This window comes from Mycobacterium sp. H4Y (assembly GCF_000364405.1).
In the GTDB taxonomy this organism is placed as follows: Bacteria; Actinomycetota; Actinomycetes; order Mycobacteriales; family Mycobacteriaceae; genus Mycobacterium; species Mycobacterium intracellulare.
Genome location: NZ_AKIG01000001.1, coordinates 1,830,230 through 1,853,265, shown reverse-complemented (window position 1 = coordinate 1,853,265; position 23,036 = coordinate 1,830,230). Strand labels below are relative to the sequence as shown.

Here is a 23,036-nt window from a genome sequence, read left to right as displayed (position 1 = left end):
ACCCTCGCCGCTTCGGCGCCTCCGCCCTACGCGTCACGCAGTGGGGGTCGCCACACCACCAGTTCTGGTGACTACGTGTCGTATCCGCACCAGGGCGGGTTGTAGCAAAGCCCTATCGCCGTTGTGCCGAGGGAGTGCCGGAATGGTCTATGAGGGGTGGCCATGCCGGCATTCCACGGCAGCGCGTGCCAAGCCGGCGTATTCCCGTGGGCGGCAGCGCAATTCGCGAGCTTACTCCGCAAATAGGGAATCGTCAGACGAGCGCTGACGCGTCGAACACCCAGTCCCGCGAGGACGGCGGGCGATACCATAGTTGGTCGCGCGGGTTCCACCCGTCGTTGGGGAAGTGCGGATAATCACTGTGGCCGTGCGTGTCTTGGAGGGTGATGATGCCGGCGTGGCCATCGCGCATGGTAGCTAGGCGAATGAAGTTGGGGTTTGTGGCGTGTGATCAAGCGTCTCAGGAATTTTTACAAAACTCGGCATATGCGGGGCTGCCCGGCGTTCGATTTTGTGGCTCATTGCGCTATGTATCGCCGGCCTAGCGTGGAGATCATTGTGGATCGAATTTGACGATGCGCCACGTTCCATTCACCTTGTTGAGACTTACCCGCACCGAGCTTGACGCGATTGATGGCGACGTTTTCTCCCGGCTCGTCGTCGTTTGGTTGACGAAGATAAGGATTGATGCATTCTCGCTGGTTAAGGATTCGACGCCGGCGCGAAGAACAGTGGCGGTGGTAGTGAGGCGCTTCTCCAAAGCAGCCGGCTTCACGATTTCGGCGGTGAATTGCTTGTAATAAGCGAGGAAATCGCCGGCGAGCATTTCCTCGGCGGCGCTGAAGTCTTGATCAAGCGTGTCAGGCGAATAGCTCAATATCTTTACCGTGCCTGAACTCGCCGCCTGCACGGCCGCCTGGCGCTCGGCGGGCTGGTCGGCAACGGGCGGTAGTTGTCGGCTCTTGACCTGTACCTGCCAGCCACCTACTAATGCAGCGGCTAACGTTGCGACGCAAAGTGCAACCACCGCAGCCCACCACACGACGCGCCGCAAACTTGCCGCACTCATTGCACGTCCACTTTGGACACCTTGTATCTGTCGCCGATTTTTTCGACTTGTAGGACCAAGCGCCAGCTTCGTGGACCTTGCGACGGACCAGCGTTATTAGTGACTTTGGATGTCGCGGCGACCAGAACGTGAGCCGTGGTGCCGTTGATGGAGTCCAGGCCGGCGCTATTGACGGTTCCTTCGGTCGTTACGTTTGAACCTACGACCGTTTGTGCGAAACTGGACCTTCTACTCGCGAAATCTTCGTGAAACTGCCCGGTCGATCCGTCGATGATGCGCTGGATATCGCTATCCGCCGATTGAGCACTGAGACTGGTAAGCGCGATCGTGAACTGTTTGGCGTAGTCGACGTACGGTTGCCACTGCGGTGTGACGGTGGACGGCTGCGGATCCGGGCGAAGAACCTGTGTGGCGGCGAAGGCGACACCGCTGCAAAGCAGTACAGCCAAGATCATCGGCACGACCGTCGCCGCGCGCACCATAGGCCTTTTCGTCGCAGTCACGGGCGCTGTCCGATTAGATGCGGCAGGCATCGCTGGCTGAGTGATCGCTGTGTGGGTTGGAAGTTCGCCCACCGTAGACACTCTCTCGGCCGAACGGCTGTTATCGCGAGGAGTCGTATCTTGGCGAGGAGCCACTGGCCGGACCCCATGAACTGGTCCACGGCGAACGAGAGTCGTTCATTGGTGGGTACAGGTGGCAGCGTAGCGGGCCGGCGGTTGGTAGCCCAGGGCCGAGTGCCGTCGGTGGTGGTTGTAGTCGTGTTTCCAGTCGCTGATGACCACCCGGGCCTGGGCCAGTGACCAGAAGCTGTTGATGTTGAGGCATTCGTCGCGGATGCGGGAGTTAAACGACTCGATGTAGCCATTGCGCCATGGCTCTCCGGGCGGGATGAAGTGCAGGTCGACCTGTCCGGCGGCCCAGTCGGCCATTGCGCTGCAAGCTAATTCGGGTCCGTTGTCACAGCGCAACACCGCAGGATAGGCGCCGCGCTGGGCGGCCAGGCGGTCGAGCTCGGCGATCAAGTCCTCGCCGGTGATACTGCGCTCGACCATCCCACCGAGGCATTCGCGGGTGTGCTCGTCGACGATCGAGACGATCTTAACCGGCCGCCCGTCAGTGGTGACGTCGAACTGGAAGTCGGCCGCCCACACCCGATTGGGCGCATCGGCGGTCGGAACGCCAGCGGTAGTGGCGGTGCCATGGCGTTTACGCCGGCGCCGCTGCGGCACCCGCAGACCTTCTTCACGCCAGAGCCGTTGAACCTTCTTGTGATTCACAATCCATCCTTCGCCGCGGGCATCGTGATAGGCGGGCCGAAACCCCCGCCGTGGGTGATCCTTGGCGTACGCGCGAAGCCAGGCCCGCAACGCCGCATCAGGATCGGCTGGCGTGGCTGCCAGTGACTCGTGTCGTTGGGTGGCGCGGTGCTGCCCGGTCACGCGGCAGGCGAACCGCTCACTCGACCCCCAGCACGCGCTGGAGGTGATGAACGGCTGCCCGCCGACGTTCCGGGCTTAGAAGTTTCCCTTCGCGATCTCCTTAAGCGCGACCTTCTCCAACTCGGCATCAGCCAATAACCGCTTGAGCGCGGCGTTCTCGCGTTCGAGGTCCTTGAGCCGTTTGGCGTCCTCGGCCTTCAGCCCACCGAACTGGTTACGCCAACGGTGATACGTCGCTTCGGACACACCCAGCTCGCGGCACACCGCCGCGGTGTCCTTGCCCTCAGCCAGCAGCCGATCGGCCGCCATCAACTTGCGCACAATCTGCTCGGGACTGTGCCGCTTCCTCGTCGCCATGATCTTGTCGAGCCTTCCTGCCCAAAACGTGGGCCGCAAGACTCTCATAAGCCATGGATCAACCGACCGGGGTCAGGCCACCACAGCGGCGACGCAGTCAGTGAGTGCACGGGCGAATTCAAGGCATCGCGGGTAGCGTTCCGTGGGATTCTTCGCGAGCGCTCTTGACAGTACCGAGTCAAGATGCGCCAGCTCCGGATGTCGGTCTGCTAGGCGGGGCGGCGCTGAATTGAGATGCTTGCTAATGACCACTGCAGGATTGGAATGTTGAAATGGGGGCGAGCCGGCCAAAAGGTGAAAGGCACTGGCAGCCAGAGCATATTGGTCGGCTCGTCCGTCCATCGATTCGCCCATCAGTTGTTCGGGTGCCGCATAGGCGACCGAACCAACGGTCATGTTGGTGGCCGTTAGGCCGCTGATATCGTCGGTTCGCCGGGCGATACCGAAGTCAGCCAGAAGGATTCGGCGCCGTTCGGCGTCGGACCTCGTGAGCAGGATATTGGCCGGTTTGACGTCGCGATGCAGTAGCTTGCGCTGGTGGGCATAGTCGAGCGCGTCGGCGACGGCGGTGACAATCTCGAGCGCGCCCCATACGGCGAGGCCGTCGCGATGATGCTCACGCAGCAAGCGCACAGCGTCGGTGCCTTCCACATAATCCATCGCGATCCACAACTGCCCATCAAACTCGCCACGATCATGCAGGCCCACGATGTGGGGATGCCACAACGACGCAGCCAGGTCGGCTTCACGGTTAAAGCGCTCACGAAACTCGCCGTCCTCGGTTAGTGACGCAGGAAGGATTTTCAGTGCGTCCAGCCTAGGCAGCCTGGGATGTTGGGCTAAGTAAACTTCCCCCATCCCCCCGGTGCCGAGCAGTCGCTGGATGGTGTAGCCAGCAAAAATTGAACCGTTCGCCAGTGGCATGGGCCGAATACTAGTGATTGCTGCAAAACCGAGTGTGTGGATCACGGATATTGTGCTGAATGCACTGCTGGCGCAAACGCATGTGCGTCTCGCTCTTAAGGGCGGGCACAATAGACAAGTATCCCGCTTGCAGTACGTGCGTAATGGAGGGCCAGCGCAAGCGCCGGGAGCGGAATATGTGGTAGCACTCCGATAGACGTTGCGTCTGGCGCGTCAAACCTGCACGCCGGTGAACCCTCCTTCTGAGCGACCAGCATGCGCTCGGTACGGACCAGCCACCGCTCCCAAACGATGGTGTTCCCTCAAACAGTCAACCCAGCAGAATTCTGGCTGGCAAGTGGCAGTTGCCTGTTTCGTTCACGTGCCGCTTTTTGGCGCGAAGTAACTGGTCGAGCCTGATGTGTCGCTTGCCAGGGTGATGGGACCACCGTTTTGCCATGAGCATGGGACCGGGTGTTTCCGGTTGTTGGCCGTGTGGTGATGGTGGCCGATGACGGGCCTTCCGGTCAATTCGGCTGGTCCGAATTGACCGGCTTTCCGGGACGGGGTTTCTGGCGTTGCCTGTAGGACTCGCCTTCGACGACGAGTTCGTAGGCCGCCGATTGCAGGCGGTCCATCGCCGATTGGGCCAGCAGTGGGTCGGCCATCATGGTCAGGATCTCGGGGGGTTCGCGGTTGCTGGTGATGACCGTGGAGGTCTGGCGGTGGCGTTCGACGATCAGCTCGTAGAAGTCGCTGGTCTCGGTGGCCTCGAGCCGGTGCAACGCGAGATCATCGATGACGAGCAGTTCGACGCGGTGCAGCTTGCGCATCTCGTCTTCGTAGCTTCCGTCGAGCCGTGCGCCACGGAGGCGTTTGAAGAGTTTGTCGGCGCGTTCGGTGTGCACGCTGTGATGACGGCGCACGGCGATGTGTCCTAATGCGTTGGCCAGGAAGGTTTTTCCGACCCCGACCGGACCCATGATGAGAACGTTGTAGGCGTCGGCCAGAAACCGCAGCGAGGTCAACTCGGCCCACAGTTGCTGATCGAAGGTGACCGCGGCGGTGTCGTCCCAGGCCGGTAGCTGCATCTGCGGATCCAGATGCGCGGCCTTGGCGCGGCGGGCGGCGGACTCGCGGTCGCGGCGGGTGACCTCATCGGCCAGCAGCATCTCCAGGAAATCGTGGTGCGGCAGCCTGTTGGATCGTGCCAGGGCCAGCCGCTCGGGCAGGGTGTCGAGTAGCTGGCCGAGCTTGAGGCGGCGCATCAACGACTTGAGCTCCGAGGACACCTCGATCGGCTTGACCGCCGGGGTGACATCGGGTCGTCGGGTGGTGGGGCTCATGACGGCCTCCGCACTGAGAAGTCGGTGGCCGCGCGGACGAACCGCGACGCGGCAGGCGGGTCGGGATTAGCGGCAACTGGGCACCGGCACCGCGGGTGAGCATGCGCTCGATCAGTCCGACGTCGATGACCTCGGCATCCAACGCGCGCTGGCAGGCGTCATCGACCGCGTCCGGGCCGTGGCGGCGCACCAACCCGAGGAGGCGATAGACCTGGCGCATCTTGGTCCACGGCAGCGGATGTTCCAGCACCGCCGCCGCATACGCGCCGACATGGGTGCCGTGGGCGGCTGCCTTGCGCTGCAAGGTGTTCAGGTCGCGCATCGCATAGACCGACACCTCGGCCGGGAGATCGGCGGGGTCGGTGCGCCGGCGTCCCGGCGCCACCACCGGGTGGACCTTGATCAGCTCACCGCGCCAATACAGCTTCACCGTGCGCGCATCGACCCGGGCATCCAGCCGGCGCCCGATCAGCTCACCGGGAACGCTGTAGAGCCCCTTGGCGACAGCCACGTGCCGATCCGGGGCCACCTTGGGCCGGCACCAGGTCGGGATGTCGAACACCTCGTCGGGCACTGGCTTGAGGTGGGGTAGCTCGTCGGCGGCGAACACCTCGGCCGGGCGGCACCGGGTGGTGCCATGTATCCGCATCCCCGCCACCTGCTCACACCATTGCTCGGCTCGCGCCCGGCAGTCGCCCAGGTTTCGAAAGTCTTCTCCGGCAAAGAAATTCGACCGCGCATACGGCACGCAACGCTCGACGCGCGGCTTATCCCGGGGGCTGCGGATGCGAGCCGGATCCACCACGAAGCCCCGCGCCTGCGCGTATTCCCGGAATGCGTCGTTGAGTTTCGAATCGATCGCATCAGCCTTGTCGACGATGGCCTTCATGTTGTCGGGAATCACCACCGCGAACACCCCACCAAAGAATGCCCACGCCGCCTCGAACCCGGCGATCACCTCGTGAAGCGTCTGGCGGTAAGTGGGATAGACGAACATATGTCGCGAATACACCGCGGTGAAGATCAACCCCTGCACCACCCGCCGGCGACCATCTTCGACATCGGTGAGCATCCCGAGGCGACCGAAATCGACCTGCAGTTCAGCACCGGGCTCACAGTCAGCCACCGGCACCGTGGCCTGACGCTGCCCGAACCCCAATTCCGTTGTGGCATAACGATGCAAGGTTCGATACGACACCACCACACCCCGACGCCCCAACAACGTGTGCACCTTCGTCAAAGTCAAGTCCTGTTTCAGCCACGCCTTGATCTGCTCGGCCTCGGCATCGATGGTCTCCCAGGCCTGGCTCTTGCCATTGGGCCGACTCGGTCGCACCTCGGCGATCACCGCCCCCAACAGCTCATCGGTCAGCTGGCTGGCGTCGCCGTCACGATCGAGCCCGCACGCGCGGGCCCGATCCACATACCGGCGCACCGTTTTGCGGTCCATGCCCGACAGCCGAGCCACCTCCCGCAACCCCCGACCCGCCAGCCACAGCCGCAGCATCTCCCTGACTTCGATCATCGACACCTCCCGGTAGCTCATCTGGCCAATACAGCGGCCGAGCAACCGGAAACCCCCACGCCACGCCGGGTGGTCCCATAACTGGCAAAACCCCTACCCAGGCGGTCCCATCACTGGCAATCAGGTGGTCCCATGCTCATGGCAAAACCGGCGTCGAGCTGGTCCCTTACTCCTGGCAGCCGACACTGATGCGGCCATCAAGAACCATGTAGATGTCGTCGCCGGTGAACACCACAAACGGGCTTCTGGTGGCGTATTCGTCAAGGGCACCCGCGGTAAAGCCCGCGACACTGATGAAGATGCCCAGAGCGTTGCGCCCCTTTCGCTCTACCTTGCCTTTGAAGATTTCGAGGTCGCCAGGCTCCGTTCGATCTTTTCTCCAACGTGCTTCAACAATGTAGTCGTCAGTGTCGAAGCTCAATGATCCGTCGATCTGCTCGTGGGCAAGGCTGTAACTCAGACGAGGTTCCATATCGAACAGGAGGAACAGGTCTGTCAGCAACAACTCGAACTTCTTGCCGCGTCCGTGAGGGTCATCGGAGGAGTGGAGTATTACGTACCGATCGTGCAGTGCACGGAGGTCATCCGAAAACTGCTTCAATACACCCCGTTTCGCCGCCTGGGATGCTCTAGTTGCGGCTGACTTTGCCCTGGCATCGACCGCTTCGCGGTACGGAGCCGTCAACGTTCGGAGTCGGCCAACCGCGTCGTGAGCTTCTCTCAAGCGCAATGCGCGATCCTCGGGTTCTTTAATGCGTTCTACGTCCGGGAACCGCGTCATGGCGCCTACGTCCAGCATGAGTTGAATCGTTGTCGTGTGGTAGGTGGGTTCCTTTTCGACCAGGCGACTGATCAGCGTGTCTGCGGTCTCGCGTTTCGTCGCGCCGTTGAAGTCTAGACCCGCCAGTAGTTCAGGATTGCGGTGCAAAGCGTCGCGCAGAAACGATTCAAAGGCGCGCTTGTACCAAGTGATGGTCGGCAGCGCGTCCCGGAGCGCCTGGTAGGCCTGCGGCGAGATTCGCTTCACACCGACCATCGTCGCACTGACGCCTATATTTCCCTCGGATCTGTGTGGGCGGTGCGCCAATCGGTCAGTGTCTGGCTAGCTTGGCTGCAAGCGTCCTTCAAAGTTAGGAAGCAGGATGTTGGCGGGCAGCGATGGCGTGGCACATCACGCGCGCGTGCCCGGCTAGAACCAGCCGAAGACCCTTTGATTCAGACCAGCGCTGACGCGTCGAACACCCAACTCGTGTCGCCGGTCGCCAGTGCTTCGAAGTGGTTCGGGGGAGCGAACGCGACGAGGCTGTTCATGTCCCAATAGTCTTTCCAGACGGTGATCTTGCCGTCGACGACTTTGTGGACGGTCACGAATCGCAACACGCCCTGTTCGCCGGTCGCGAATGTCCATGTCTCCGAGTGCTCGTAGAGCACATCGGAACCGTTGGAAACCAGCACGCCGGTGTGGTTCTCGTAGCCCGCCAGGTGTTCCAGGCCCATCTTGAGTCGTTTGACGATGCCCTCGGGGCCGCGGGCCGACAAGGCCGGAACCGGCATGTCGACGTAGAGGCAGTCGTCGGACAAGAATGTCGGGATCGCCTCCCAGTCGCGGCGCGAAAGGGCCTGCCACAGCCCACGGACGACATCCTCGACCGTGATCATAGATACCTCTGTCATACCGGCAAATAAACTCGGTTGCCGCGCCGGTGTCAACTACTGCGGCCGTTCGCGCCGCAATCGCGATCGGTCAGCTTTCGGCGGCGGCCATCGACCGGGCCGGCCCGAGCGCCACCGGCAGCGACGACCATCCCCGCAGCACGCGGGTCTCGCGTCGGCTTCCTGCGCCCGCCGCGCGCACCTCGGGGAAGCGGTCGAAGAACGTCCGCAGCCCGACCTCGCCCTCGGCGCGTGCCAGCGCCGCCCCGAGACAGAAGTGCCGGCCACCGGAGAAGGCGAGATGCCGCCCGGCGTTTGGTCTTTCGATGTCGAAGCGGTGCGGGTCGCTGAACACCGCCGGATCCCGGTTGGCGGCGGCCAGGTACACCAGCACCAGGTCGCCTCGGGCGACGTGGTGCCCCGCGATCTCGACATCGCCCCGCGCCATCCGGGCGGTCAGCTGCACCGGCGATTCCAGCCGCAGGATCTCCTCGACGGCGTTGGGCCACAGCTCCGGTCGTCGCCGTAGCGCGTCGAGGTGCTCGGGCGCGTCCAACAGCGTGCGAATGCCGTTGCCGAGCAGGTTCACGGTGGTCTCGAAGCCTGCCGCCAACACCAGTCCGGCGATCGCCTGAAGCTCGTTTTCGTTGAGATAGGTCTCCGCGGAGCCACTTTCGGCGGTCTGGATCAGCTGGCTCATCACGTTGTCGCTGGGTTCCCGGCGCAGCCGCTGCAGGTGTTCGGCGAGCCAGGAACTGAAGCCCGCGATCCCGTCCTGCACGCTGCGGTACTGTCGCCACGGCAACCCGATGTCCAGGCTCGGCGCGGCCAGCTCACCGAATTCCAGGACCCGCGGCCGGTCCGACTCGGGAACGCCGAGGATCTCGCTGATGATCGAGACCGGAAGTTGCGCGCAGTAGCGCCCGACGATGTCGACGACGCCGGACTCACCGGTCAACCGCTCGAGCAGGTCGGCGGCCGTCTGCTCGACGCGCTCACGCAGGGCGGCGACCGCCCTGGGCGTGAACACCGCCGACACCGTCTTGCGGTAGCGGGTGTGATCGGGGGGCTCGACGGCCAGCAAGGACGGGGCACGCAGGGGGTGCAGGAGGTCGTCGCGGGTGCGGCGCTCGAGCCATCGCAAGGGCGCGGGCAGATTCGATCCGAAGATCACCACCCGGAAGTCGTCGGACCGCAACAGCTCGTGGGCGAGCGCGTGATCGGCGGTCAGGTAGGCGACGCGGCCCTTCACCAGTTTGCCCCGGGCCCGGACCTCGTCGTAGAAGCGCACCGGATCGGCGGCCACCGCCGGATCGGCGATCAACCGGGCCTGGACGTCACCCCGGCGCGCGCCGTACGCCGCGGCGCCGCGGATGAAGCCGTGCATCGCGAACCAGTGCAGTCGTTCCTTCACCGGCCCTCCCTCGCTCAGGTGTCGCTACGAGCGTAGGCCTCGCGCATCGGGGGAGTCAGCACTCCGCGACGATTTTGAATTCGGTGGTCACCACCTTGTTGGGATTGCTGCTGTTGATGCCGTACGCGCTGCCGGTGATGGTGTACGCGTCATGGGCGAGGTCGACATGCGCATCTCCCACGCCGCCTTGCCAAAAGCTGCCCGTGAAGCCGTCGACGTTGCGGATCTTCACCCACTGCGGCATGACCCGGTAGCCACTGAGCAGCATCACCGCCTCGACGCCGCCGTCGTGGTCCGGAATCTTGATGGTCCGATACATCTGGTCTTGCCGGCACGCGGGGGGACGTGTCGTGTGTGTGGCGCCGTCGATGGTCAGGCGGGCGGCGCGGCGGGGCGTCGTCTGCGCCGCGCTGCACCCCGCGACGCCGACGACGACCGCCGCCAGGATCAAAGCGACTGTGGGCAAGCGGTTTTGCACCAGCCGACCTCCTTACTGCCGCTTCGGCGCTAGCGCGGGTAGGGCCTTGACGATACTGCGTCGCACGAGTTCGGGGCTCAGGCCCTTGAAGAAGTCAATCAGGCGAATGCTTTTGGGCACATACCAATGCAGCCGCTTCTGATGGTGATAGGCCTGCCACGCGGTTTCGGCGACGCTGCTGGCCGGCATCAGCCGCAGCGGGCCTCTTTTGGGGGCGGTGGCGCGCAACTCCTCGGCGGTTCTCGGCGCGGCGCCGTCGTCGGAGTGGTTGGTCGTCGTGGTGAGGATGGCGGTGTCGATCAGACCGGGCAGCACGTCGGCGACGCGCACCCCGTGCCGCTGCCATTCCACGCTGAGCGCCTCGGTCAGGCCCTTGACCGCGTGCTTGGTCGACGAGTAGACGGCGAGGCGGGGCATGCCGTAAGTCGCCGACGAGGACGACGTCGAAAACATCAGGCTGCCGGGGGTTTTCTTCAGGTACGGCAGCGCGCCGTAGGCGCCGGTCAGCACCGCTTTGTAGTTCACGTCGACGAGGCGCATCGCGGCGTCATACGGCACGTCCTCGAACCAACCGGATTCGCCGACGCCGGCGTTGTTCCACATCATGTCGAGGCCGCCGCCGGCGTTGCCGGAGCAGAAGTCGGCCAGGGCGCCGTCCAGGGCCGCCTTGTCCGTCACGTCGACGGCGCGGGTCCACAGCCGGTCGCCGCCCAATTCTTGCTGCAGCGTGGTCAGGCCGTCGTCGTTGCGGTCCACCGCGCCCACCCGCCAGCCCTTGGCGTGGAACAGCTTTGCGCCTTCGCGGCCCATGCCGCTACCCGCGCCGGTGATGAAGACCGATTTCACGACGCGTCGGCCTCGACCACGTCTTTGATGCGGTTCAGCGTCTTGGTCATGTCGCGGATGTTGCGGCGCTTGCGCAGAAAGCCGCCGAACAACCAGTACACGCCCAGCCACGGCGCGGGGTTGAGCCGAAACGACTCGGTGACGTCGGTCCCGCCGCCGCTGGGCGCCAAGCGGTAGTGCCAGTTGTTGACCTCCCGATCACCGAGCAGCACGGTGAAGCCGAATTCGCGGCCCGGATCGCACGCGGTGACCTTGCAGGTCGTCCAATACACGGGTCCCATTTCGTTGCGCCGGACGTGGCCGCGGAATTTCGCGCCGAGGGCCGGGCCGGTCGCATCGCCCAGCCACTCGGCCTCGAAAACTTCCGGGGAAAACCGTCCGGTGTTGCGCACGTCCGCGATGAGATCCCAGATCTTGGCCGCAGGCGCCGCCATGTGAACAGTCGCCGAACCTTCCATGGGCTGATCCAAACACAGCTTCGTGCCGGGTCATAGACCACGCGGGCGTGTCATCAGTGCGGGACGGCCGCCTGAATCAACCCGTTGATGATCTGCTTGATGCCCTGCGCCGGGTGCGAGTACCAACCGATCGGCAGGCCGGACTGCGCGCCGCACTTCGGCCAGGGCTCCACGCCCTCTTCGGCGAAAACCCGGTTGGCCACGGCGATTTGCTGCTCCCTGGAGGCGGCCGCCGGGTTGCCGACGCCGCCGTAACGCGCCCAGGTGGCCGGCTTGAATTGCAGTCCACCGTAATTGCCGTTTCCGGTGTTGGCATGCCAGTTGCCGCCGGATTCGCATTGAGCGATCGCGTCCCAGTTGGGAGCGGCGTCCGCGCTCACCACACCCGTGGACGAAGCCATCGATGCTGCAACGAACCCGCCGACCGCTACGGACTTGACGAGAAGCTTGCAGAGATTCTTCATGTCAAGCTTTTCGGCGCGTGTGGCCAAAGCGTTACCTATTCGAAAATGGCGCGAGATATGCCTTCTATCTGCGGAAATCGCGTTATCGCCAGGCCAAATTCGACGGTTAGGAAATGGTGAGGAAAAATTAAATTATTGCTGGCAATACGATTGCGTCGCCGACCAAAGGGCGCGTCGGTAGAGGCCGTCGAGCCGACGACTCGCGACGACGGCGCCCCTGGCGGCGTCGAGTTGGCGCGCGCACGCCGGCGAGTGCAGCACGTCCCAGTTGGCCGATATCTGCGCCAGCATCGCCTGGTTGAGGCCGTCGATCGTCGACCGCGAGGCCGCGAGGTCCGGGGAGTCGGCCGGGGCGTCACCCGGATTGAGTTTCCAGTCCGCGAACCGGCCGTATTCGATGGCCTCGGTCGCGTTGATCTGGTCACCGAAGACCCGGGTGACGTAGTCGCGGTCGATGCGTGCGGCGACGGCGTCGTCGCCGAGCTTTGCCAATTCCTGCCGGACGCGAACGGGGTCCTCAATTGCCCCGTGGCTGTTCCATTTATAGGCGGCCACCGGGTCGGCAACCTGTAGCCGTTGCGCGGCGGCGTCGACCAACGGGGTCAGCGGATTCGCGTCGTCGGCGCGGGCCGGCGCCGCCCACACCGCCAGGCCACCGACCATGCCGACACACAGGGGAACGAGACGGACGCGGTGCGGGCGCGCGCTGCGGGGCATAGCGACGATTCTGGCGTGAATCGCCGCCCCTTAATGCACTACTGCGCCTGACGTGGCGTCAAGCGCAGTAGTGGCGTCTGGTGAATGGGTTATCCGCCGCCGCCCGAGGAAGCGCCCAGCGCGCTCTGCAGGTCGGGCTTCATGGCGTTGAGCTGGGCTCCCCAGTACTCCCAGCTGTGTGTTCCGTTGGCGTTGAAGTTGAACACGGCGTTGTGGCCGCCCGCGGCGTTGTACGCGTCCTGGAACTTCAGGTTGCTGCTGCGCACGAAGTTCTCCAGGAACTCAGCCGGCATGTTCGCCCCGCCCAGCTCCGACGGTGTCCCGTTGCCGCAGTACACCCAGAGCCGAGTGTTGTTGCCGACGAGCGCCGGAATTTGCAGGCTGGGGTCGTTGCGCTGCCAGGCCGGGTCGCTCGACGGGCCCCACATGGCGTCCGCCTTGTAACCGCCGGCATCTCCCATCGCCAAGCCGATCAGCGAGGGGCCCATGCCCTGGGACGGGTCCAGCAGCGCGGAGAGCGAGCCGGCGTAGACGAACTGGTTGGGGTGGTTCACGGCCAGGATCATCGCCGAGGAGCCGGACATCGAGATGCCGACCGCGGCGCTGCCGGTGGACTTGACGCCCTTGTTCGAGGCGAGGTACTGCGGCAGTTCGCTGGTCAGGAAGGTCTCCCACTTATAGGTCGAGCAGCCGGCCTTCCCGCATGCGGGCTGGTACCAGTCGGCGTAGAAGCTGGACTGACCGCCGACCGGCATGATGACCGACAGACCCGACTGGTAGTACCACTCGAACGCCGGGGTGTTGATGTCCCAGCCGTTGTAGTCGTCTTGAGCCCGCAGCCCGTCCAGCAGATATACCGCGGGGGAGCCGTTGCCACCGCTTTGGAACTGGACCTTGATGTCGCGACCCATTCCCGCGGACGGCACTTGCAGGTACTCGACGGGCAGGCCCGGACGCGAAAACGCATTCGCGGTCGCCGCGCCGCCGGCAATACCGATCAGGCCCGGCAGCGTTGCAGCCGCGGCTGCACCGACCACAAGTCGGCGCCCCCAGGCCCGGACCTTCTCGCTCAGATCTGTCATACCTGCCCCTTGTCGGATGTGATCGAATGTGATCGCGGTCTCACAGGAATTTACCGTGTAAGTCCGTCAAATGTCGATTGGGACGCGGACGCGTCTCGGTTTCGTATCGCTTTTACCTCGCAATTTCGCCACCCGGGGATCCGGGCGGCGACCATCGGCGAGTACCCGCTCGGCGTCCGCCTAACCGAGCCGCCGCAAAAGTCGCCGGCCGGCGGCGGCCTCCGGTGTGCGCGGCGCCGAAAGCCCTTGAGACCGCGCGATAGACACAGCGCGCGACCGATCGACCGAGATGCGCTTTCGGCGGACGGTCAGCCGCGGTGCGTGTCGCGCCGTCGACCGTCTGAATCGGGCATCGGGTGCACAGCGACACCTGAATTGTGTGCATGTCCGATAAGAACGGCGCGGCGTCCACTTCCGATCAACCCAATTGGGATTATCGGCGTGTCGCGAGGCGATGTGGACCGGCGCCGGCCGGTTTGCGCCGACCGCGTAGGCTCTGTCGAAGCAAGCCGATGAAGACCACGCTATCCCGTGTCTGTTCCGGCCCTCACGAACCTCCGCACCAGCGGTTTGATGGTGCGCTTCGGTGCGTCTGGGAGCCGAGGCGCGGGACCGATTGGGGCATAGATTTGGACACGGTACTTGGCCTGTCAGTGACGCCGACCGCCGTCGGCTGGGTCCTCGCTGAGGGACACGGCGCAGACGGCACCATCCTGGATCACCAGGAGTTGGCGCTGCGCGCCGGCCGGGGTGTCCGCGCCGTGAACACCGCGGAGCAAGTCGTCGACGAGGTCTTGCGGGTCGACACGGCGGCGGCCGCGAGCGATCAACGACTGCGCGTCATCGGGGTGACCTGGAACGACGACGCAGCCGCTCAGGCGGCGCTGGTGCTGGAGGCGTTGACCGACGCGGGTTTCGACAACGTCGTGCCGGTCCGGTTCCTCGAGGCCATCGAGACCCTGGCGCAGGCCATCGCACCCGTCATCGGTTACGAACAGACCGCCGTCTGCATTCTCGACCATGACGCCACGACCGTCGTCATGGTCGACACTCAGGACGGCGAGACCCAGACGGCGACCAAGCAGGTGCGCGGCGGCCTCGACGGCCTGACCCGGTGGCTGACCGGCATGTTCGACCGCGACGGATGGCAACCCGGCGGGGTTGTCGTCGTCGGCGCACACCGCGACATCGACGGTTTCTCATGGCAACTCGAAAAGGCCTTGCCGGTGCCGGTTTTCGTGCAATCGATGGCCCAGGTGACGATCGCACGGGGCGCGGCGCTGTCCGCGGCCCGCAGCACCGAGTTCACCGACGAACAGCTGGTGGCGCACCACAGCGAACCCATTTCCTCAGCGCCGGCACGACAGCGGCACCTGTCGTACGCCGGGGCCCTCACGGCGTTGGCCGCCGGTGCGGTCACGTTCGTCGGCTCGGTGTCGCTGGCGGTGGGGATTCACGTGGGCCCGGCCAGCGCGCCCGCGTCCAAGCACACCACCCACCCGTCCACGCCCCAGGCCGCCGAGGCGGCCAAGGCCGTCGCGCCGCTTCCTGCGCCCCCACCGGTCAAGCGACCCACCCAGCCGCCCGCCGCCGGCGAGTCCGCTGCCGAGCCGGCCGCGCCGGAAGAGCAACCGGGCGTCGGTGGCGATCGGCAGCCGGATCCGGGTAACGGGCAGCCCTACTTGACCCGCGTGCTCGAGCACATCCCCGGCGACGCGGGCGACGCGGCCGATTCGGCGCCGCGCGCGGCGGGCGGGCAGCCCTGATCTCGCCCGGAAATTTTGTTCACCCGTCCTTGGCGTGAACCGCGGTAAACGTCAATGACACGTCGTCGGCGACCTGGACCGAGCCCATCAGCAGCGAGTAGGGCTTGACGCCGTAATCGGTTTGCCGGACGGCGGTTTCACCCGATATGCGCCACGCGTTTCCGAGATCTTCGGTGCGCACGTCGACGACGTGGTCTCGCGAGGTGCCATGGATCTCGAGCGCGCCGGTGAGCCGGTACCCGTCGCCGGCCCGCTCGATGACGTCCGCACTGTAGCGAATCTCGGGAAATCGCTTGGCGTCCAACGACTTCAATGCATTGGACCGCACCTGCGCCTTCTCGGTCGCGGACAGCCCTTTGATGCCGCCCTCGGCGTTCACCACGGCGAAGGAACCGACGTCGACCGCAAGTTCGGCGCTGACGGGTCGCGAACCCGCCCAATTCACGGTGGCACGCCAGCGCGACATCACGATGGTGAGGCGGTGGCCCATCCGCGCCGCTCGCCCGGCAACACCGGTGTGGAGCAACAGTTCACCGTCGGGCGGGCCGATCGTCCACGTCGCGCCCTTCTCAGAAGTCACGGACCGACGCTGTCACATGGTCAAGACGGTGCGGTAATGCGCCCGCCCCTGTTCCAGCGCCGCATAGCCCTCGGCCGCCTGCGCCAGCGGCAACTCCTCGATCCACGCCCGAACGCCGGACAGGACCGCGAAATGCATGGTGTCCTCGACATCTTTGGCCGTACCGGAGGGATGCCCGACGATGCTGACGCCGGGGGTGATCAGCTGTACGGGGCTGATCGGCAGCGGCTCGGGCGTGACGCCGATGGTGACCAGTTCACCCCGCGGGACGATGCCGCCGACGGTGGCGGCCATCGCCGTCGAATTGCCCGCGGTGGCCAGGACGACGGTCGCGCCGCCCAAGTCCTTCAGCGCTTCGGCGGGATCGTTGGCGGTGGAATCGATGTAGTGATGGGCGCCCAGTTTTCGGGCGTCATCGGCCTTGCCGCTGCCGCGGTTGATCGCGATGGTTTCGAAGCCCATCGCCCGGGCGAACTGCACGCCGAGGTGCCCCAGGCCACCGACGCCCAGTATCGCCACGCGATCGCCGGGCAAGGCTTTCGTGTGACGCAACGCGTTGTAGGTGGTGACGCCGGCGCACCCCATGGGGGCGGCTTCGGCGTCGGAGAGCTCGGCCGGTATCCGGGCCAGGGCGCTCACCGGGACGGTCACCGATTCCGCGTATCCGCCGGGATACTGCCAGCTCGGCACCTTCCCGTTCGCGCAGTGAATGAAGAGGCCCTTGCGGCATTGATCGCAGTGGTAGCAGCATCCGCCGAACCAACCGACCGCGACGCGATCGCCGATCGCGAAATCCTGCACGCCGTCACCGACTTCGGCGACCTTGCCCGCGATCTCATGTCCGGGCGTCAGGGGCCACGAGATGCCCGGGAACCCCCCGTTGACGAAATGCGCGTCGGTGCCACAGATCCCGCACGCGCCGACCGTCAGTCGTACCTCGTCGCGGCCGGGTGATTGGGTTTCGACTTCGGCCAGCTCTAGGGGGCCGCCTGCGGACTGGATCCGGACAGCTTGATGTTTGGGCATCGGCTTAGCTTAGTGCGCGGCAGGGGCTTTCGCTTTGCCATCGGTGTGGTAGTCCACCTGCCAGTGCTTGATCCCGTTGAGCCAGCCCGACCGCAGACGTTCGGGCTTGCCGATGGACTCGAGGTCGGGGATGCCGTCGGCGATCGCGTTGAACATCAGGTCGATCGTCATGCGTGCCAGGTTCGCCCCGATGCAGTAGTGGGCGCCGGTTCCGCCGAACCCGACGTGCGGGTTGGGATCGCGCAATATGTTGAACGTGAACGGATCGTCGAAGACGTCCTCGTCGAAATTGGCTGAGCGGTAGACCATTACGACCCGCTGACCCTTTTTGATCTGCACGCCCGACAGTTCGTAGTCCTCGAGCGCGGTGCGCTGAAACGACGTGACCGGGGTGGCCCACCGGACGATCTCGTCGGCGGCGGTGCCGGGGCGCTCCTTCTTGAACAGCTCCCATTGGTCGGGAAAGTCGGTGAAGGCCATCATGCCCTGGGTGATCGAGTTGCGGGTGGTCTCGTTTCCGGCCACCGCCAACAGGATCACGAAAAAGCCGAATTCATCGTCGGAAAGCTTGTGCCCGTCGATGTCGGCCTGGACCAGCTTGGTGACGAGGTCTTCCCCCGGATTCTTCGTCCGCTCGGCCGCCATCTGCATGCCGTACATGATGAGTTCGACCGACGCGGTGATGGCGTCGTTGTTGGCGAATTCGGGGTCCTGGTCGCCGACCATCTCGTTGGACCAGTGGAACAGTTTCTTGCGTTCTTCCTGCGGCACGCCCATCAACCCGGCGATGGCCTGCAGCGGCAGTTCGCACGACACCTGCTCGACGAAGTCGCCGCGGCCCTCGGCGGCCGCTTGCTCGACGATGTGGCGGGCCCGCTCGGCGAGGTCTTCGCGCAGGCGCTCGATGGCCCGGGGCGTGAACGCCCGCGAAATGATCTTGCGCAGCCGGGTGTGCTGCGGCGCATCCATGTTGAGCAGGACGAACTTGCCGCGCTCGATCTGCTCGCCGACCGTGCCGTCCTTGTAGCGCGGCAGCGCGGTCTTCTGCAGGCTGGAGAACACGTCACTGCGCAGCGAGACCTCTTTGACGTCCTTGTGCTTGGACACCACCCAAAAGCCGCCGTCGTCGAACCCGCCGGCACCGATCGGTTGTTCGTTCCACCAAATCGGCGCCGTGCGGCGCAGCTCGGCCAGTTCTTCGACCGGCAATCGCTCGGCGTGGATGTCCGGATCGGTGAAGTCGAAGCCTGGGGGCAGATTGGGGACCGGCTTGGTGCTGGGCTCGACGGTTGACATGGCGCACTCCTCGATACGAAGTCGTCTAGGCGTCCTTGTGCAAGGAAACCATTGCCGGACCACGGTTGGGAAGCATTGACGCAAGATCGTCGGGGGCAAATTGGAACGTGTTCCGCGGGTGCTCGTTGTCGGCCCCGGTCGTGCGCCGGCGGGGATCGCGGCCGCGCGCCGAAACCGTCTTGTGGCCCGCGGCCCGACCGATATGCTTTGGTGCAGGTCACCGGCGACGACAGGCGGGGTGGAACATGATTCGGGAATTGCTGAGCGCCGCTTCGATAGCGGGCATCACGATCGGCATGGCGCCGTGCGCGGCCGCCGACCCGCATTACGACGGCGACGTCCCGGGCATGAATTATCAAGCTTCGCTGGGCGCCCCGTGCGACAACTACGAGCGCTTCATCTTCGGACGAGGGCCCAGCGGCCAGGCCGAGGCCTGTCATTTCCCGCCGCCGAACCAGTTCCCGGCGGCCACCACCGGTTACTGGGTCGCTTCCTATCCGCTCTACGGGGTCCAGCAGACCGGCGCGAAATGCCCGGGCTCGCAGGCGGCGGCGCAGACTCCGGACGGGCTTCCGATGCTGTGCCTGGGGGAGCAGGGGTGGCAGCCCGGATGGTTTACCGGCGCAGGGTTTTTCCCGCCCTCCGACTGATCGGTACGACGATGAAGCGTGGTGAGCAAGGCGCGTCGCCCGTGCCCCGCTGGCTGCGTTTCGTCCTGGCCTCGGATCGCGCCGGGTCGGCGTGGTACATCGGCACCGGATTCTTCTTCGCGCCCGTGCTGGCCGTGTTTTCGCCGTGGCCCGCGGTCACCGCCGTGTTGTGGGGCGTCATCGCGGTGGCAGGGCTGTGGTTGGGGCTGCTGGGCATCGCGATGGCCATCGGTCTGGCCCGAATACTGCGCTCGGGGGCCGAAATTCCCGAAGACTACTGGCGCACCCTCGTGCACTACTGAAGCCCACCGCCGCCGAGAAATGGGGCCTCGTCCCGTCTAGAGTTCAGGGCAACGAACCTGCGACAAAGGAGACTCGAGATGGCCTTCAATCCCAAAGATGCGGTCGACGCGGCGAGGGACATCGCGACCAACGCCGTCGAGAAAGCCTCCGACATCGTCGAGCACGCCAGCGACATCATCCGGGGTGACCTTGCCGGCGGTGCCAGCGGAATCGTTCAGAATTCCATCGACATCGGCACGTACGCCCTGGACCGGACGAAGGAAGTGTTCACCGGCCGGCAGGACGTTGACGACGTCTAGCCCCGCCGGCCGGGCAAGCCCCGCCGTCAGACGGAGGCGGCCTCGTTGAGCTCGTCGAGCCTGTTGGTCGCTTCCAGGTACTCCTGCACCCAGCGCTCGATGACCGTCGACGTCTTCTCCACCTTGGTGAACTGCCCGACGACCTGACCGACCGGGTTGAACGCGACATCGACGGATTCGTTCGGGTACCTGTTCGTGGCACGAACCGCCATGCCGGACACCATGTACTGCAACGGCATTCCGAGGGGCTTCGGGTTCTCCGGGGCCTCCCACGCCTCGGTCCAGTCGTTGCGCAGCATGCGGGCCGGCTTGCCGGTGAACGACCGGCTGCGGACGGTGTCGCGGCTGCCGGCCTTGACGTAGGCCTCCTGCTGGACCGGGGTGTTCGAGGATTCCTCGACCATCAGCCACTGCGATCCGGTCCACGCGCCCTGCGCGCCCAGCGCCAGCGCGGCCGCGATCTGCTCACCGCTGCCGATGCCGCCGGCGGCCAGCACCGGAACCGGAGCGACCTCCTTGACGACCTGGGGCCACAGCACGATCGAGCCCACCTCGCCGCAGTGCCCGCCGGCCTCGCCGCCCTGCGCGATGATGATGTCGACGCCCGCGTCCGCGTGCTTGCGGGCCTGCGAGGGGGAGCCGCACAGCGCGGCCACCTTGAGTCCGGCCTCGTGGATGTGCTTGATCATGTCGGCCGGCGGGGTGCCCAGCGCGTTGGCGATCATCTTCACCTTCGGGTGCTTGAGCGCGACCTCGACCTGGGGTGTGGCCGTCGCCTCGGTCCAGCCGAGCAGCTGCAGGGTGTCGCCGTCGCTGTCCTCGACCGGCACGCCGTGGTCGGCGAGGATCTTCTTCCCGAAGTCAAGGTGCTCCTGGGGCACCATCTTGCGCAGCGTCTCGGCCAGCTCCTCCGCGGACAGGTGCGAGTCCATGCCCTCGTACTTGTTGGGGATGACGATGTCGACGCCGTAGGGGTGGTCGCCGATGTTCTCGTCGATCCAGTTGAGCTCGATCTCGAGCTGCTCAGGCGTGAAGCCGACGGCCCCGAGCACGCCGAACCCCCCGGCCTTGCTGACCGCCACGACGACGTCGCGGCAGTGGGTGAAGGCGAAGATCGGGAACTCGATGCCGAGTTCGTCGCAAATAGGGGTGTGCATTACAACTCCTGGGATGCTCGCCGAATTGGAACGTGTTCTAGTTTAGTACGGACGTCACTGACGTGGCCAGCGGGTCCTGAACTGCGTCCCATCACTACGGCCCGTCGCCGCCGAGCCGGCCGCGACGCCGTTCGGCCCGCCACCGCCTTCGATCCCTTGATCCCGCACCGAGCGACCAGGTAGCGTAGTGCTGCCAATTACGAAACTACGCGTAGCGTAATTGGCTTCCAAACCACCGAGAGGATCCGCCTTGATGCGCAGCCGCTACGCCGGCGATCCCTTCACCACATCCACGCCCGAGATCGCCGCCGCCCTAGAGGATGTCAGCGTCCCGACGCTGCTGCTCTCCCTCGTTCACATCACCGGCGACCCCCGATTCATCCGCGACTACAAGCAGATGGGCATCTTCCTCAACGAGGTCCAGGGGTTCATGTCGGAGGAGGACAAGGCGCGGGCCCGCGCCGAGGCGCTGACGGTGATCACCGAGTATCGGGATCGCGGCTGCCCCGAACCGGCGCCGCTGAGCCCGGAGCTCATCAGGGAAATGATGGATTGGGCGGCGTGTGAGCACGTTCCCGACGACTATCTGTCCCTGGTGTCCGAAGAGCTGGACCTCGAAGGGGTCGACCCCCGGCGGCCGGCCGCGTTGCCGGCCGAGCGCGCGGCGCAGCTTCCGGTTCTGGTCGTCGGGTGCGGCGAATCCGGCATCCTTGCCGGCGTGCGCCTCAAGCAGGCCAACATTCCGTTCACCATCGTCGAGAAGAACGCCGGCCCGGGCGGAACATGGTGGGAGAACCGCTATCCCGGCGCCCGGGTCGACGTCGCGAACCATTTCTATTGCTACAGCTTCGAACCCAACAACGACTGGACCCATTTCTTCGCCGAGCAATACGAGCTGCAGGACTATTTCACCAGAGTCATCGACGAACACGACCTGGCCGACCGGATACGTTGGCAGACCGAGGTTCTCGCGGCCGAATGGGACGACGACGACGGCACCTGGACCGTGTCGCTGCGATCGGCCGACGGCCGCACGTCGACCCTGCGCGCACGCGCGCTCATCACGGCGGTGGGCCAGCTGAACAGGCCCAACATTCCCGAATTCGCCGGAGCACAGACTTTCCGGGGCCCGTCGTTTCACTCGGCGGCCTGGGATCACTCGGTGGACCTCAAAGGCAAGCGGGTCGCGCTCGTCGGCGCCGGCGCCAGCGGGTTCCAGATCGCGCCCGCCATCGCCGAGGAGGTCGAGCACCTGACGGTGTTCCAGCGGACCGCGCAGTGGATGTTCCCGAACCCGATGTATCACGACGAGGTCGGCGACGGTGTGCGCTGGGCGATGCGCCACCTGCCGTTCTACGGCCGGTGGTACCGCTTCCTGGTGCTGTGGCCCGGCTCGGACAAGGGCCTCGACGCCGCCGAGGGCGACCCGAACTACGCCGATCAGGACCACGCCGTCAGCGACATCAACGCCGGCGCGCACATGATGTTCTCCCAGTGGATCACCAGCCAGGTCGGCGAAGACTCGCCGTTGTTGGCCCAGGTGATGCCGGACTATCCCGCCTGCGGCAAGCGCACCCTGCAGGACAACGGCAGCTGGCTGAGAACGCTGCAGCGCGACAACGTCGAATTGGTGCGCACAGCCATCGAGCGGATCACGCCGCAGGGCATCGTCACCGAGGACGGAGTGACGCACGACGTCGATGTCATCGTCTACGCAACGGGGTTCCGGCACACCGACGTGCTGTGGCCGCTGAAGATCACCGGCCGCAACGGCGTTGACCTGCACGAGATGTGGGGGAGCAGGCCGTATGCCTACCTCGGGATCACCGTCCCGCAGTTCCCGAACTTCTTCATCGTCTACGGGCCCGGAACCCACCTGGCCCACGGGGGCAGCCTGATCTTCCAGTCCGAGCTGCAGATGCGCTACATCGACCAGTGCCTGGCGCGCCTGGCCGACGCCGATGTGCACTCGGTCGAGCCGAAACCCGACGCCGCCACGGACTGGCACCGACGGACGCAGACCCAGATCAAGAAGATGGTGTGGTCACACCCGGCGGTCAAGCACTCGTATTTCAAGAACGCCGACGGCGAGATTCACACCGTCAGCCCGTGGCGCCTCAACGAGTACTGGTCGGCGGTGCGCGAACCCGACTGGTCACAATTTGTAGTGCGCCAGAAAGATCAAGTGTGACAAGGGAAGTGAGC

At 65.2% G+C, this 23,036-nt stretch carries 22 protein-coding genes and 2 pseudogenes; 5 read left to right on the top strand and 19 right to left on the bottom strand.

All coding sequences use genetic code 11. The features are described from left to right. Nucleotides 1–553: 553 nt before the first annotated feature. From W7U_RS08325 to ag85B, 15 genes and pseudogenes are all read right to left on the bottom strand, one after another. The gene (locus W7U_RS08325; protein ID WP_081614487.1) at nucleotides 554–1,069 is read right to left on the bottom strand and encodes a hypothetical protein; all 516 of its coding nucleotides are present in this window, start codon (nucleotides 1,067–1,069) and stop codon (nucleotides 554–556) included. Beyond that, entirely contained in the window at nucleotides 1,066–1,572 is a 507-nt protein-coding gene (locus W7U_RS08320; protein ID WP_139016035.1) for a hypothetical protein, read from the bottom strand. The genes W7U_RS08325 and W7U_RS08320 overlap by 4 nt, the downstream gene beginning before the upstream one ends. A gap of 177 nt (nucleotides 1,573–1,749) precedes the next feature. Beyond that, a pseudogene (locus W7U_RS08315) lies at nucleotides 1,750–2,868 on the bottom strand (IS3 family transposase). Between the two features lie 102 nt (nucleotides 2,869–2,970). Beyond that, nucleotides 2,971–3,792 (bottom strand): annotated as a pseudogene (locus W7U_RS25405) (serine/threonine-protein kinase); the annotation flags it as partial. A gap of 506 nt (nucleotides 3,793–4,298) precedes the next feature. Further along, entirely contained in the window at nucleotides 4,299–5,039 is a 741-nt protein-coding gene (locus tag W7U_RS08300; RefSeq protein ID WP_241767547.1) for an ATP-binding protein, read from the bottom strand. Further along, nucleotides 4,927–6,663, bottom strand: a complete 1,737-nt coding sequence (gene istA / locus W7U_RS08295) for an IS21 family transposase (RefSeq protein WP_008256857.1) — start codon at nucleotides 6,661–6,663, stop codon at nucleotides 4,927–4,929. The genes W7U_RS08300 and istA overlap by 113 nt, the downstream gene beginning before the upstream one ends. A 145-nt stretch (nucleotides 6,664–6,808) precedes the next feature. Beyond that, the gene (locus W7U_RS08290) at nucleotides 6,809–7,669 is read right to left on the bottom strand and encodes a restriction endonuclease (RefSeq protein ID WP_170320564.1); all 861 of its coding nucleotides are present in this window, start codon (nucleotides 7,667–7,669) and stop codon (nucleotides 6,809–6,811) included. Between the two features lie 188 nt (nucleotides 7,670–7,857). Beyond that, nucleotides 7,858–8,301, bottom strand: a complete 444-nt coding sequence (locus W7U_RS08285; protein ID WP_008256854.1) for a nuclear transport factor 2 family protein — start codon at nucleotides 8,299–8,301, stop codon at nucleotides 7,858–7,860. 85 nt (nucleotides 8,302–8,386) lie between these two features. Beyond that, nucleotides 8,387–9,709: a cytochrome P450 gene (locus tag W7U_RS08280; protein ID WP_008256851.1), complete on the bottom strand. Its 1,323-nt coding sequence runs from the start codon at nucleotides 9,707–9,709 to the stop codon at nucleotides 8,387–8,389. Nucleotides 9,710–9,764: 55 nt separating this feature from the next. After that, a complete protein-coding gene (locus W7U_RS08275; protein WP_008256850.1) occupies nucleotides 9,765–10,187 on the bottom strand; it encodes a lipoprotein LpqH in 423 nt (140 codons plus the stop codon). A 12-nt stretch (nucleotides 10,188–10,199) separates the two neighbouring features. Beyond that, nucleotides 10,200–11,033: an SDR family oxidoreductase gene (locus W7U_RS08270; protein WP_008256848.1), complete on the bottom strand. Its 834-nt coding sequence runs from the start codon at nucleotides 11,031–11,033 to the stop codon at nucleotides 10,200–10,202. After that, a complete protein-coding gene (locus W7U_RS08265) occupies nucleotides 11,030–11,509 on the bottom strand; it encodes an SRPBCC family protein (protein ID WP_170320593.1) in 480 nt (159 codons plus the stop codon). The genes W7U_RS08270 and W7U_RS08265 overlap by 4 nt, the downstream gene beginning before the upstream one ends. A gap of 35 nt (nucleotides 11,510–11,544) precedes the next feature. After that, on the bottom strand, nucleotides 11,545–11,955 hold the full coding sequence (locus W7U_RS08260) for a transglycosylase family protein (protein WP_192579384.1): 411 nt from the start codon (nucleotides 11,953–11,955) through the stop codon (nucleotides 11,545–11,547). 132 nt (nucleotides 11,956–12,087) lie between these two features. Further along, nucleotides 12,088–12,618, bottom strand: a complete 531-nt coding sequence (locus tag W7U_RS08255) for a chorismate mutase (protein WP_008256845.1) — start codon at nucleotides 12,616–12,618, stop codon at nucleotides 12,088–12,090. A 143-nt stretch (nucleotides 12,619–12,761) separates the two neighbouring features. Beyond that, a complete protein-coding gene (ag85B, locus tag W7U_RS08250; RefSeq protein WP_009952996.1) occupies nucleotides 12,762–13,754 on the bottom strand; it encodes a diacylglycerol acyltransferase/mycolyltransferase Ag85B in 993 nt (330 codons plus the stop codon). Nucleotides 13,755–14,383: 629 nt separating this feature from the next. Here ag85B and W7U_RS08245 point away from each other — a divergent pair. After that, nucleotides 14,384–15,520, top strand: a complete 1,137-nt coding sequence (locus W7U_RS08245; RefSeq protein ID WP_036428886.1) for a hypothetical protein — start codon at nucleotides 14,384–14,386, stop codon at nucleotides 15,518–15,520. 19 nt (nucleotides 15,521–15,539) lie between these two features. Here W7U_RS08245 and W7U_RS08240 read toward each other — a convergent pair whose 3' ends face one another. Genes W7U_RS08240 through W7U_RS08230 form a run of 3 tightly spaced genes read right to left on the bottom strand, consistent with a single transcriptional unit; the run spans nucleotide 15,540 to nucleotide 18,422 of the window. Next, entirely contained in the window at nucleotides 15,540–16,100 is a 561-nt protein-coding gene (locus W7U_RS08240) for a YceI family protein (RefSeq protein ID WP_036428884.1), read from the bottom strand. A gap of 12 nt (nucleotides 16,101–16,112) precedes the next feature. Further along, nucleotides 16,113–17,126, bottom strand: coding sequence for an alcohol dehydrogenase (locus tag W7U_RS08235; RefSeq protein ID WP_008256838.1), 1,014 nt, complete (start codon nucleotides 17,124–17,126; stop codon nucleotides 16,113–16,115). A gap of 9 nt (nucleotides 17,127–17,135) precedes the next feature. Continuing rightward, entirely contained in the window at nucleotides 17,136–18,422 is a 1,287-nt protein-coding gene (locus W7U_RS08230; protein WP_008256837.1) for a cytochrome P450, read from the bottom strand. Between the two features lie 245 nt (nucleotides 18,423–18,667). Here W7U_RS08230 and W7U_RS08225 point away from each other — a divergent pair, with 245 nt between their 5' ends. The 3 genes from W7U_RS08225 (at nucleotide 18,668) to W7U_RS08215 (ending at nucleotide 19,674) form a co-directional block, all read left to right on the top strand. Continuing rightward, nucleotides 18,668–19,072 carry a hypothetical protein gene (locus W7U_RS08225; RefSeq protein ID WP_008256836.1) on the top strand — a complete coding sequence of 135 codons (405 nt, stop codon included), beginning with the start codon at nucleotides 18,668–18,670 and terminating at the stop codon, nucleotides 19,070–19,072. Nucleotides 19,073–19,083: 11 nt separating this feature from the next. After that, on the top strand, nucleotides 19,084–19,374 hold the full coding sequence (locus tag W7U_RS08220) for a hypothetical protein (RefSeq protein ID WP_008256835.1): 291 nt from the start codon (nucleotides 19,084–19,086) through the stop codon (nucleotides 19,372–19,374). 78 nt (nucleotides 19,375–19,452) lie between these two features. Beyond that, entirely contained in the window at nucleotides 19,453–19,674 is a 222-nt protein-coding gene (locus W7U_RS08215; protein ID WP_008256834.1) for a hypothetical protein, read from the top strand. 26 nt (nucleotides 19,675–19,700) lie between these two features. Here W7U_RS08215 and W7U_RS08210 read toward each other — a convergent pair whose 3' ends face one another. Continuing rightward, the gene (locus W7U_RS08210) at nucleotides 19,701–20,831 is read right to left on the bottom strand and encodes a nitronate monooxygenase family protein (protein WP_008256833.1); all 1,131 of its coding nucleotides are present in this window, start codon (nucleotides 20,829–20,831) and stop codon (nucleotides 19,701–19,703) included. Nucleotides 20,832–21,084: 253 nt separating this feature from the next. Here W7U_RS08210 and W7U_RS08205 point away from each other — a divergent pair, with 253 nt between their 5' ends. Continuing rightward, on the top strand, nucleotides 21,085–23,022 hold the full coding sequence (locus tag W7U_RS08205; RefSeq protein WP_008256832.1) for an NAD(P)/FAD-dependent oxidoreductase: 1,938 nt from the start codon (nucleotides 21,085–21,087) through the stop codon (nucleotides 23,020–23,022). The last annotated feature ends 14 nt before the right edge of the window (nucleotides 23,023–23,036 follow it).